The organism is Actinoplanes auranticolor, from assembly GCF_018332655.1.
Lineage (GTDB): Bacteria > Actinomycetota > Actinomycetes > Mycobacteriales > Micromonosporaceae > Actinoplanes > Actinoplanes auranticolor.
The window spans coordinates 52,440-64,657 of sequence record NZ_BOQL01000031.1; the positions used below are offsets into that span (position 1 = coordinate 52,440).

The window sequence follows — 12,218 nt, forward strand, 5'->3', positions numbered from 1 at the left end:
CCCCGTCACCGCACCTTCAGGTGGAGGAACGTGAGGATCGCGCTGGCGAGGAAGGCGAAGGACAGCTGACCCCAGTAGAAGAACGGGATCCCGAACACGGTCGGCTCGATGCGGTTGTAGAGACCCGGGATCAACGGCAGGACTATCGGTACGAGCAGCAGCCAGTTCCAGGGGCTGGCGTCCTCCCGCCGCACCCGGGCCGGCCGGCGCGTCGCGCTGCGCTCGCGGATGGTGCGCCACTCGCCGGTGCCGTGCTGCGGCCCGGGGCGCCGGTCCGCGGCCGGCGGCGCGACACCGGGTCGATGATCCTGATAGGGCGGATAGGTAGGGGGAGGGGGCCAGTTGGGTGGCCCGTACCGATTCGCCGTCATAGAACCCCCTCCGGGGCATGCATGATGGAATGACCAGTGACCTATGTCACCTGCGCGATACGCGAAGCCACTCAATCACTCCGAGCGACGGAGATCAATACTCATCACCGAACGAGAAGTACTTGCATCGTCACGGATCTGGCGTGCCGCGTAGCCCGCCCGCGGGTATTCTTAGCCTGGCTAAGTACCCGGAGGCGCCGTGACCCCTCCGTCCGCCCTCGCCCCGGCTCACTGTTGAGCCGCCGCGTGCCCCGCGCGGCCATCGACCCCGACCAGCGCATGTCCTGGCTGCGCCGCGCGCTGCCCTGGCCGAGGCCGCGGACCGGATCCGCTGGGCGTACCGACCAGCTCGAGTCGGACATCCCCGCCGAATCGTGAACGCGGGTGTCGTTGATCGACATCGGTCGGGGGCTACCCTGCGGTAACCCCGCTGGGTAGCGTGGCTGCTACGACCAGCCGTACCCGGGTCAAGGGGGTAGACCGTGACCGAACCGGCCGACGTCTCCGAGAAGCAGGCGCGCAAGATAGCCGAGGAAGCGCGCCAGTCCGAGTGGCGCAAGCCCAGCTTCGGCAAGGAGCTCTTCCTCGGGCGATTACGGCTCGACCTGATCGATCCCTGGCCCGCGGCGGAGCCCCGTCCCGACGCGGAGGAGTTCCTGGCCAAGCTGGAGGCGTACCTCGTCGCGGAGGTGGACGGCGCCCGCATCGAACGCGAGGCCCGCATCCCGGACGAGGTCTTCCACGGCCTGGCCGCGCTCGGCGCGTTCGGCATGAAGATCGACAAGGAGTACGGCGGCCTCGGCCTGTCCAATCTGCACTACTGCCGGGCGCTGACGCTCATCGGTTCGGCGAGCCCGGCCGTCGGCGCGCTGCTGTCGGCACACCAGTCGATCGGCGTGCCGCAGCCGCTCAAGAAGTTCGGCACTCCGGAGCAGAAGAAGGCGTTCCTGCCCCGGCTGGCCGCCGGTGAGGTGTCCGCGTTCCTGCTCACCGAGCCCGACGTCGGCTCCGACCCGGCCCGCCTGGGCACCGTGGCCGAGCCCGTCGAGGGCGGCTACCGGCTCAACGGCGTGAAGCTGTGGGCCACCAACGGCACGGTGGCGACCCTGCTGGTCGTGATGGCCCGGGTGCCCGGCAAGGGCATCACCGCCTTCGTCGTGGAGGGCGACGCCCCCGGCATCACGGTGGAGCGGCGCAACGAGTTCCTCGGCCTGCGCGGCCTGGAGAACAGCGTGACCCGGTTCCACGACGTGTTCGTACCGGCGGGCAACGTCATCGGCGGGCTCGGCAAGGGCCTCAAGATCGCACTGACCACCCTCAACACCGGCCGGCTGTCGCTGCCGGCGATGTGCGTCGGCGCCTCGAAGTGGTCGCTCGCCGTCGCCCGGGAGTGGTCGGCCCAGCGGGTGCAGTGGGGCCGGCCGGTCGCCCAGCACGAGGCCGTCGCCAAGAAGATCGCCTTCATCGCCGCGACCACGTACGCGATGGAATCCACCCTCGACCTGTGCTGCCTGCTGGCCGACGACGACCGCAACGACATCCGGATCGAGGCCGCGCTGATCAAGCTCTTCGCCAGCGAGACGGCCTGGCTGGTGGCCGACGAGCTGATCCAGATCCGCGGCGGCCGGGGCTACGAGACGGCCGCCTCGCAGGCCGCCCGGGGCGAGCGCGCGGCCGAGGCCGAGCAGATCCTGCGGGACCTGCGGATCAACCGGATCTTCGAGGGCTCCACCGAGATCATGCACCTGCTGATCGCCCGGGAGGCGGTCGACGCGCACCTCTCGGTGGCCGGCGACATCATCGACCCGGAGGCCGGGATCGGCCGTAAGGCCCGCGCCGGGGCCCGGGCCGGATCCTTCTACGCGAAATGGCTGCCGACCCTGGCGGTCGGCCGCGGTCAGACGCCGACCGGGTACGCCGAGTTCGGCCCGCTCGCCCGGCACATGCGCTACATCGAGCGGACCTCCCGCAAACTCGCCCGGTCGACGTTCTACGGGATGTCCCGCTGGCAGGGCGGGCTGGAGCACAAGCAGGCCTTCCTCGGCCGCATCGTCGACATCGGGGCCGAGCTGTTCGCCATGTCGGCGGTGTGCGTCCGGGCCCGGACCGAGCGGGAGCACCGCGCGGCGGCCCAGGAGCTGGCCGACCTGTTCTGCCGGCAGGCGCGGCTGCGGGCGGAGGCGCTGTTCGCCGCTCTCTGGGAGAACACGGACTCGCTGGACGGCGAAGCCACCCGGCGGGTGCTGGGCGGGCGGTACGCGTTCCTGGAGGAGGGCATCGTCCCGCGGTCCACCGAGGGGGCCTGGGTGTCGGCCTGGCAGCCGGGCGCGGCGACGGTCGACGACGTCCGCCGCCGGATCCCGCCCTTCACCGCCGAGGAGTGACCCTGACGGGCGTGTCCCGGGTTGTGCCCACCTCCCACTAGCGGTAGGCAGGAGTCTGTCCACTCTGTTCCGACCGCTCCCGGAGGCATGATGCGGTTCTCGACCGCGCTGGCCATGACGGCCACGCTCACCGCGACCACCGTCGCCCTCGTGCCCGCCGCGGCCTCCGCCCACGGCGGTGCGCCACCTCAGATCCCGACCGCCGGCGGCTACGGCGGCGCCGTGTCCACCGTCGATCCCACCGCGACCGCCGTCGGGCTCGACGTGCTGCGCCGCGGCGGCAACGCGGTGGACGCCGCCGTGGCCGCGGCCGCGACGCTCGGGGTCACCGAGCCGTTCTCCGCCGGTATCGGCGGTGGCGGGTTCTTCGTCTATTACGACGCGAAACACCGCAAGGTGCACACCATCGACGGGCGCGAGTCCGGTCCGGCCACGATGACCGAGGACATCTTCGTGGATCCGGCCGACGGCCTGCCCTACGACTTCGCCGAGGCCCGGGTCAGCGGCCTCTCCGTCGGCACCCCGGGCACCCTGGCGACCTGGGAGGCCGCGACCGGCAAGTGGGGCACCCGTTCGCTGGGCAGCCTGCTGCAACCGGCCGCCAAGGTCGCCGACCGGGGCTTCGCCGTCGACGCCACCTTCCGGCAGCAGATCGCCGACAACGCGGCGCCTTTCGCCCAGTTCGACTCCACCCGCGAGTTGTACCTGCCCGGTGGCGCCCCGCCCGCGGTCGGTTCCGTGCACCGCAACCCCGACCTCGCCGACACCTACCGGCTGATCGCCCGGCGCGGCACCGGCGTCTTCTACCGCGGTCCGGTCGCCGCCGACATCGTGCGCACCGTGCAGAACCCGCCGGTCGCCGACGACCCCGCCGCCCCGTGGGCGTACCCGATCCGCCCCGGCGATCTGCGCCTGTCCGACCTGGCCAACTACCGGCTGCGGTTCCCGGCGCCGACGAGGTCCGACTACCGGGGCCTCACCGTCTACGGCATGTCCACGCCGTCCAGCGGTGGCACGGCGGTCGGCGAGGCCCTGAACATCCTGGAGCGGACCGACCTCTCCGAGGTCTCCAGGACCCAGGCCCTGCACCAGTACCTCGAGTCCTCCGCGTTGTCGTTCGCGGACCGCAACCGGTACGTGGGCGCGTACACGCCGCAGCCGGTGCTGGACAGGCTGATCAGTGACCGGTGGGCGCGTCAGCGGGCCTGCCAGATCGACCCGGCGCAGGCCCTGACCAAGCCGGTGCCGCCGGGCGACATCACCGCCTCGGGCTGCACGCCGGCGCGCGCCGGCGGCAAGGTCGAGGACGGGCAGAGCACCACCAACCTCACCGTGGCCGACCGCTGGGGCAACGTCGTCGAGTACACCCTGACGATCGAGCAGACCGGCGGCAACGCCATGGTCGTGCCGGGCCGCGGCTTCCTGCTCAACAACGAGCTGACGGACTTCAACTTCACACCTACGCAGGGCAGCGCGCCCGATCCGAACCTGCCCGGCCCGAACAAGCGCCCCCGCAGCTCCATGTCGCCCACGATCGTCCTCAAGGACGGCAGGCCGTTCCTGGCCCTCGGCTCGCCCGGCGGCGCCACCATCATCACCACGGTGCTGCAGGTGCTGGTCAACCGGATCGACCTGGGCATGACCCTGCCGGAGGCGATGGCGGCGCCGCGCGCGTCGCAGCGCAACACCGCCGCCGTGCAGGCCGAGCCGGCGTTCATCGCGCAGTACGGCCCCGGGCTGGGCGGCCTCGGGCACACCTTCACACCCGTGGCCGAGCTGGGTGCCGCCACGGCGATCGAGTTCGGCCGCGGCGGCCGGATGATCGCCAGCGCCGAGCCCGCCCGGCGCGGCGGTGGTGCCGCCGGCGTGGTCCATCCCCGCCGCTGAGCGGACGGCCTGTCCTGCCCCGCGGCAGGACAGGCCTCACGCCGTCAGGGCGATGGTCAGCGCGCCGGCCGCGACCATGACCGCGGCCCACAGCTTGTCCACGTTGAACCAGGCCCGGCACAGCACGCTCAGGCCGACGAACTCGTAGACCAGCACAGCGCAGAGCGCCAGCACCGCGAACATCGCCACCGTGTGCACGCCCGCCGCGAGCAACCCGTCGAGGGCCGCGGCGGGCGTACCGCTGAGACCGGCCGGGGCGGCCCCGGCGAGATGCCCGGCATGCCCGGCCGGCTGGGCCGTCTCCGTCGTCGTGGCCAGCACCGGCAGCAGCATCAGGCCGGCGCCGTGCGCGGAGGACATCAGGAACGACCAGCCGGCCAGCTGCGCCGCGGACAGCCGCATCCCGGCCCACCGGAAATGCCGGGCCGAGAGCAGCCGCCACAGGCCGAAACCGACCAGCACGACCCCGCCGGCGATCGCCACCACGTTGCCGGCCACCACCGACTCGGTCGCCGAGACCACCGCCGCGACGATCGCCACCGAGGCCAGGTGCCCGGCGGCGATCGGCGGCACCGAGCGCAGCAGCACGGCCCGGCTGCGTTCCTGCATGCCCCGGGCCACCGCGAAGAGCCAGCCCATGGCCGGGTTCAGCCCGTGGAAGGCCCCCAGCGCCGCCAGCACCGCGAGCTGGCCACCGGTCACGGGAAGCAGTACGAATCGGACGAGGCGTCGCCGCCCTGCAGCCGTACCTGATGCACTCGCCGGCCCCGGAACTCGTCACCGTGCGGGAAGAAGTTGGGATCCAGGGTCATGCCGCCGTTCTCGGTGTCCACATCGATCTTGGCCAGCCACGCGCCCACGCCGTCCGGGTAGAACTGGTCGTCCCAGGAGCCGTACAGCGAGTTGGTGACGTAGACCCGGCGGCCGTCGCGGGAGATCTCGACCATCTGCGGGCCGCCGGCCAGCCGTTCGTCCGGGAACGACGGGTGCGCCACCCGGCCGGCCACCCCGCCGAGCCGGACCGAGCCGGTCTGCACCGGGTGGAACGGGTCGCTCACGTCGAACTGCTTCAGCTCGCCGGTGCCCCAGCAGGAGACGTACAGGAAGCGGTCGTCCACCGACAGGTCGATGTCGGTGATCAGCGGTGGCACCGCACCGAACGGCTGCAGGGCCGGTGGCAGGGCTCCGGCGTCGGCGGGCTCGGCCGGTACGTCGATGACCTTGGTGACCGCGAACTGCCCGTCGTCACCACGGTGCCACACCCAGACCGAGGCGGACAGGTCCTCGACGCTGGTGACGACGCCGAGGAAGCCGTACTCCTTGCGCGGGTCGTGGGCGGGCCGCAGCTCCAGCGTCATCTGGTACTGGTCGCCGAGGTCGACCGTCTGCACCAGGGAACGCTTGGCCAGGTCCCAGAAGTGCAGGCGGTGGCCGTACTTGCGGCCCAGCAGCAGCTCCGGGACCAGGCCGTCCTCGATCATCGACGGGGTGCCCCACTCGGAGGAGACCAGCACGTCCCGGGTCAGGTGCCACCAGAAGTCGTACGCCAGGTACTGGTCGCCGCGGTCGCTCTCCCACGCGCCGCGTACCTCGAAGGTGGTGTGGTCCAGCACCGCGATGCCGCCCGGTCCGTCGGACGAGCCACCGCCGAGCGCCGAGACGTAGATGCCGTCCGGGCCGCAGTGGACGGTGTGCGGCCGCGAATAGCCGGCCTTGCCGGCCAGCTCCTCGGCCGGGATCTCCTTGACCAGGACGGGGGTGCGCGGGTCGTCCTTGGTGTCCAGCACGTAGATCCGCGACGAGCGCAGGCCGGGCACGATCAGGTAGCGCCGTTCGACGTGCGGGTGCGGCGCGGTGGGGCACAACGCGCTGCTGCACGCGTTCCACCCGAAATGGTGGACCTCGTCGCCGGTGTGCGGCAGCTCGGTCCAGCCGACGACCGTGCCGTACGAGGCCGAGCCCGGGTCGGTGTCCACGACGGCGATGGCGTCCGGCTGCTCGGCCGAGCGGTCGAACGCGGCCAGGTAGGCCAGCTGTTCGGCGGGGGCCCCGGCGGCATCACGCGGGGAGGGATAGAACGTCGGGTCTGGTGTCCACCTCGTCATGATGGTGATCCTCGTCCGGCGGCCGCCCGGTGAACAGGGTCACATGTGTCAACGAGTTGTCAACGGGCGTCCAGCGGCAGCCGCACGCACACGGTGGTGCCGGGCCCCTCGTGCTCGCTGAGCTCGATGCTGCCGTGGTGGCGCTGCACGACCGCACGGCTGAGCGTCAGCCCCAGCCCGGTACCGGGAATCGCCCGGTCCCGGGCCCGGCTGGTGCGGTAGAGACCGGTGAACATCTTCTCCCGCTCGTCCTGCGAGACGCCGATCCCGGTGTCCGAGATGGACAGCTCGGCCGCGCGGCCGACCGTCCGCAGCCGGACGGCGATCCGCCCGCCGTCCGGGCTGTACTTCACCGCGTTGCCGAGCACGTTGTCGACGACCTGGCGCAGCCGGTGCCGGTCGCCGGGCAGCACCAGCTCGGTGGGCAGCTCCGCCACGATCGAGACCGGCTCGTCGGTGATGGCGTCCCGGGCGGTCTGCACCGACTCCCGGACGAGCTCGGCCAGGTTGATCGGGCTCAGCTGCACCGCGGCGTGCCCGGTGTCGAGCGCGGAGAGCTCCAGCAGCTCGTTGATGATGTGCCGCAGCTGGGTGGCGTTGCGGTCGATGACCTCCAGCAGCCGCGGTCCCTCGGCCACCAGCGTCTCGGCATCCGCGTCGCGCAGCAGCTCGGTGTAGGCGGCGATCGAGGTCAGCGGCGTGCGCAGCTCGTGACCGATCAGCGCGAGATATTCGTTCTTGGTCCGGATGAGCTGCCGCTGCAGATCCTCGACCAGCCGCTTCTCGATGAACTGGGCGATCTGCGCGGAGATCCCGGACATGAGCGCGACCAGCTCGTCCTCGGGATCCTCGACCGTGTCGGCGAACGCGGTCAGCACCCCGAGCGGCTCGAGCCCGTTGCGCACCGGGATGGCCAGGGCGGTGTGCAGCCGCGAGCTCTCGGCGGTCTCGGGGGAGATCAGGCTCTGCGGCTGGCCGACGTCGCGGATCCACAGCGGCTTGCCGGCCTGCCAGGCCCGGCCGGGCAGCCCGGTGCCGTACGGCAGCTCGGCCGGCACGTCGATGTCGGCCTGCCAGCTGGGCGAGTTCCAGCTGGCGGCCGACCGCACCACCCCGGCAGCCTCGTCGACCAGCCACAACTCGGCGTGGGTCCAGCCCAGCGTGCCGACCACGGCCTCGAGCACCCGCGGCCCGGCGGCCTCGATGGTCGGCGCGGCGGCGAGGGCGGTGACGACGGCGAGCTCACAGGTACGGAACCGTTCGGCCCGCCGCTGCCGGGTGACGTCCTGAACGGCCTGGACGGCGCCCACGGTCTCCCCACCGGGCCCGAGAATCGGCTGCGCGTCGATGAGGTAGTACCGGGTACGCCGGCCCCGCCCCTGCACCACCATCTCCTCGTTGCGTAACCGCTCACCCCGCAACGCCCGGAACAACGCGACATCCCCGGGCGCGATGGGCTGGCCGTCGCCATCACTCAGCCCGGCGACGGCAGTCTCGTCGGACAGGTCGGCGGGCATCCGCGCCCCACCCCAGAGCCGCTGCATGCGGGCATTGACCAGCACGATCCGCCCATCGGCATCGCAGGCGGTAACCCCGTCGTGCAAGTTGTCCAGCACCGCGTCGAGGAACCGCCGCTGCCGGTCGACCTCCTGCCGGCCCTGCTGCTCGGTGATCAGCAAGGTCCCGAGCCGCGCGGCATCACCGACGGCGGCGACATCATTGGCGGACCACTCATGCGGCCGGCTGTCGAGCGCACAGCAGATGCCGAGCACGGCACCGGAGGCGTCGCGGATCGGCTGACCGAGATAGGCGCCGCTGATCCCGAGCCGCCGAATCGGCGAATTGGCCGGAATCCGAGGATCCGTGGTGAAGTCGGTGACGACGAGAGGCCGCCCGTCAGCAACGATCAACCCGGCGAGACTGTCCCGCAGCGGGGTGTCGCCGATGTCCTCCCAGCGCATCGGCAGCCCGTAGCTGCCGTAGATCCGCAGCGCCTCCCCGTCGACGAAATGCACGAGGCCGCTGGGGGCGTGCGCGGCGCGGGCGATGAGCGCGGCCAGTTGTTCGCCGGCGGCGCTGTTGATGGCGTCGTCGCGGGCGGAGAAGATGTCCGGCCAGGACTGCCGGCCGTTGGGGGAGATGCCTTCGGGGGTGGCTGGTCGGTAGGGCTCGGCTTGGCCGGTGCCGTTCAGCGGGGTGCGGGTTGGCGCGGTCCTCAGGAGCGCATGCTGGGCGGCCGGGTGCTGGGCCGTGGCGTGCTGGGCTGCCGGATGCTGGGCCGTTGCGGTCTGCGTGGTCGCCGGGTGGGTGGCTTCGGGATCGGTGGACGGGTCCGGCGTGGCGGGCGTTGGGGGGTTCGCGACCGGCGCGGTGCCGGGTCGCGTTCGCCCGTCCGGTTCGGCGCCGGCCGGCGTGGTCGCCGCCGCAGGCGTTCCGGCAGGCCGGGCGCTCGGCGCCACCGGTGCGGCGGGACGCTCGAGGCCAAGATCACTTCGCGGCATGCTTGGACCTCCGTTCCTCAGGGTACGGACCAAGAAGCCATAAAACCGGCAAACCGCCGGATTGTCGGGCCTTCGTCGTGCTGGGCGAGCGGGGTGCCGGCCGGGCGATCGTTGTGCCGAGCCGGCGTGGTGCCAGTGTGCTGCCGGACCGGTGAGCTCGTGCCGTGCCGACCGGGTCGGTGCCCCGCCGGGTTGCGGCCCGACAGGCTCCGCCGGGTGGCGGTCGCCGGTGCGTGAACGCCCGACCCGGCCGCCGCCGGGCAGCCGGGGTGCCGAAGGCCTGGGTGAGTGGCGTGCCCGGTGGGGCAGCGCCGTGCGGGGCGGCCGCCACCCGGCATGAGGCACGCAGTCCTCCGCCGATGGGCGGCGGCAGATTCGCAACGCCGCCACTCATGTCGGCGGTGGTGTCAGGTCCTGCGGTAGATCAGGTCGAAGATCTCCCGGCCGGAGCCGACCCCACGCCGTTCGAACTTCGTCTCGGGGCGGTGCGCCGGGCGTGGTGCGAAGCCCCCGTGGGCGTTGGTCAGTCCCGGGTCGGCGTCCAGCGTCTCAGCCATGGCTTGCGCGTAGTGCGCCCAGTCGGTCGCGCAGTGCAGCGTGCCGCCGGGGCGGAGCCGGTCGCGGAGCAGGGCCACGTTCGCCGGCTGGATCAGGCGGCGTTTGTGGTGGCGGGCCTTCGGCCACGGGTCCGGGAAGAACGCGTGCACCGCGTCCAGGCTGCTCGCCGGCAGCTTGCGGACCAGTTCCATCGCGTCGCCGTGCGCGACCCGTACGTTGGTGAGGTCCCGCTCGCCGATCAGGGAGAGCAGGTTGCCGATGCCCGGCGTGTGGACCTCCACCGCGAGGTAGTCCCGGCCCGGATCGGCCGCCGCCATCGCCGCCGTGGTGTCGCCCATGCCGAAGCCGATCTCCAGCACCCTGGGCGCGTCGCGGCCGAACAGCTCCACGAGATCCAGGGGAGTGCGGTCACCGTCGAGGACCGTGAGCCCGTACCGGGGCCAGACGTCGGCCATGGCGTCCGCGTGCCGGCTGCTCATCCGGCCACGCCGGGGGTGGAACGTCCGGATCGGGCGCTCTGTCGTCTCACTCATCAGGCCGTCCACGATACGCAGCCCCGGAAGACGATCACCCGGCCGGCCCGGCGAACGGCCGGCCACCCCAGGATCGGGGAGCCGGCCGTCGAAGGTGCTCCGGAAGTCACCTCACCGGCTGGACGCTCGGCTGGGAGCCCTGGTGGAACGGCGTCCGGGCGCCCGTCGCCAGATTGACCACCATCACCCACGACCCGTTGCGGTACGTGCCCGTGGCCACCCCGCGGTTCACGTCCACGTACGCCAGCTCGCGGTCCTGGCTCGCCCCCACCGTCCGCTTCGCGCCTGTGGCAGTGTCGTACTCCACCACGTGCACCGGCTTGTTGTCCGCCGCCGTCTCGCCCTGCTGGTACGCCGTCCAGGCCAGCTTCGCCCCGTCGGCCCGCCAGCTCGGGACCACCGCGAAGCCTGAGTTCTGCAGGCTGCCGCCGCCGTACGCCGCGACCGTCTTCTCGCCGCCGGTCGCCACCGTGCCCACCGTCAGGCAGGCGTCGTAGATCGATTCGCAGTCGCCGCCGCGGAAGGCGAGCCGGGTGCCGTCGGGCGACCAGGCCACCGCGTCGTCGGTGCGGAGGCGGTCGGGCAGTGCGCTCGGCGCGGCGGCCTTCGCGGTGGGGGCGGGCTCGGCCGGCAGCGGCTCGTCGCGGCAGTACGCCGGGAAGACCACCGTGGGCGCCGCCCCGGCCTTGGTCGCCGAGATCTGGTAGACGCCCGGTCCGCCGGAGCAGGACAGCGAGGCGAACGCGATGGTGCTGCTGTCCGGCGACCAGGACGGGCCGGACGCCGCGCGGGTGGTCAGCCGGCGCTGGCCGGTGCCGTCGGCCTTCATGGTCCACAGCTGACCGGCCCTGAGCAGGGCGATCGAGCGGCCGTTGGGCGCGAAGCGCGGGCGCGACCAGCCGCCGCCGGTGGTCAGCTTCGTCTCGGTCGCGCCCTTGCTCACCCAGACGTCGCCGGCGCGCACGTAGGCGACCAGGCTCGGCATGGCCGGGGTGGCCGCGGTGGCGGGCGCCGTCTGGAAGAGCGCCCCCGCCGCGGCTCCCAGCACCGTCAGCATCATGCTGCCTGCTACCCGAGTCACAACCCGCATGTCCGAACGCCCCCCGACGTGTCGCCGTTCACCTACACCGGAGACATCGTCGCAACCGGGCTGCACCTAAGAAGTTCCCGCGCCGAAACCCGGAGAAATACGGACCGTTCGGACAGCTGGGGCGGCTGATCGGTCAGGCGGCGGTCGCGGCCCACATGGCGGTGAAGGCGGCCGCCTCGCCGGCCAGCCAGCTCTCCACGTCGCCCGGCCGGGCTCCCGGGTCGATCCGGTGGGTGGTGCCGCGGCGCAGGTCGACCAGCACCGGCTCGGCGTTGGGCAGGATCTGGTCCATGTGGCGGGCCATCAGGTGCAGGGTCGCGGTGACCGCCTCCGGCGTCGGCGGCAGCTCGTCGAAGTGCAGCCGGACCGCCTCGCGCCGGCCGTCGGCGTACCGCAGGCCGAAGTGGGGGTTGATCTTGACGGCTAGCGGGCCGACCGAGGCCAGCGCGTCGCGGGTCTGGGCGAGGCCGACGCCCTCCGGGTCGCCGAGGGAGTGCAGGTAGGTCGTCGCGCCGGCGCTGACCGCCTCGTAGAGCGGCTTCCACCGGGGCTTGACGAGGTCGGCGACGCCGTTGAGGTAGCTGCCGCCGGTGCGGAACGCGATGTCGGCCTTGAGGGCCTTGACGAGCTGGCCGTGCGGGTTGAAGCCCGAGCGCCGCTCGCGCTGGCGGCGCAGTCCGCCGACGAAGGTGGCCTTCGCCGGCCCGGTGCGGGCGACGTAACGGGTGAATCCCAGCATCGTCGCGTAGGGCGGAATCATCGAGGTGGAAGTGGACGAAACGGGCGTCG

Annotated in this window: 9 protein-coding genes; 2 read left to right on the forward strand and 7 right to left on the reverse strand. The window is 72.4% G+C overall.

Features of this window, described 5'->3' with window-relative positions; translation table 11 throughout:
• Positions 1 to 5 precede the first annotated feature (5 nt).
• On the reverse strand, positions 6 to 371 hold the full coding sequence (locus Aau02nite_RS47690) for a DUF3311 domain-containing protein (protein WP_212990129.1): 366 nt from the start codon (positions 369 to 371) through the stop codon (positions 6 to 8).
• Between the two features lie 482 nt (positions 372 to 853).
• Between Aau02nite_RS47690 and Aau02nite_RS20480 the strand changes: the two genes are divergently transcribed.
• Entirely contained in the window at positions 854 to 2,755 is a 1,902-nt protein-coding gene (locus Aau02nite_RS20480; RefSeq protein WP_212990130.1) for an acyl-CoA dehydrogenase family protein, read from the forward strand.
• 87 nt (positions 2,756 to 2,842) lie between these two features.
• Entirely contained in the window at positions 2,843 to 4,642 is a 1,800-nt protein-coding gene (gene ggt, locus Aau02nite_RS20485; protein ID WP_438841157.1) for a gamma-glutamyltransferase, read from the forward strand.
• Between the two features lie 36 nt (positions 4,643 to 4,678).
• On the opposite strand, the gene Aau02nite_RS20490 is transcribed toward ggt, so the two are convergent.
• The 6 genes from Aau02nite_RS20490 to Aau02nite_RS20515 all read right to left on the reverse strand — a co-directional run bounded on the left by Aau02nite_RS20490 (position 4,679) and on the right by Aau02nite_RS20515 (position 12,189).
• A complete protein-coding gene (locus Aau02nite_RS20490; protein ID WP_212990132.1) occupies positions 4,679 to 5,344 on the reverse strand; it encodes a hypothetical protein in 666 nt (221 codons plus the stop codon).
• Positions 5,341 to 6,747 carry a selenium-binding protein SBP56-related protein gene (locus tag Aau02nite_RS20495; protein ID WP_212990133.1) on the reverse strand — a complete coding sequence of 469 codons (1,407 nt, stop codon included), beginning with the start codon at positions 6,745 to 6,747 and terminating at the stop codon, positions 5,341 to 5,343. The genes Aau02nite_RS20490 and Aau02nite_RS20495 overlap by 4 nt, the downstream gene beginning before the upstream one ends.
• A gap of 59 nt (positions 6,748 to 6,806) precedes the next feature.
• Positions 6,807 to 9,248: an ATP-binding protein gene (locus Aau02nite_RS20500; RefSeq protein WP_212990134.1), complete on the reverse strand. Its 2,442-nt coding sequence runs from the start codon at positions 9,246 to 9,248 to the stop codon at positions 6,807 to 6,809.
• Between the two features lie 407 nt (positions 9,249 to 9,655).
• Positions 9,656 to 10,339, reverse strand: coding sequence for a tRNA (guanosine(46)-N7)-methyltransferase TrmB (gene trmB, locus Aau02nite_RS20505; protein WP_246595300.1), 684 nt, complete (start codon positions 10,337 to 10,339; stop codon positions 9,656 to 9,658).
• Positions 10,340 to 10,445: 106 nt separating this feature from the next.
• The gene (locus tag Aau02nite_RS20510) at positions 10,446 to 11,399 is read right to left on the reverse strand and encodes a TolB family protein (protein WP_246595301.1); all 954 of its coding nucleotides are present in this window, start codon (positions 11,397 to 11,399) and stop codon (positions 10,446 to 10,448) included.
• A gap of 163 nt (positions 11,400 to 11,562) precedes the next feature.
• The gene (locus tag Aau02nite_RS20515) at positions 11,563 to 12,189 is read right to left on the reverse strand and encodes a hypothetical protein (RefSeq protein ID WP_212990173.1); all 627 of its coding nucleotides are present in this window, start codon (positions 12,187 to 12,189) and stop codon (positions 11,563 to 11,565) included.
• Positions 12,190 to 12,218: the final 29 nt, after the last annotated feature.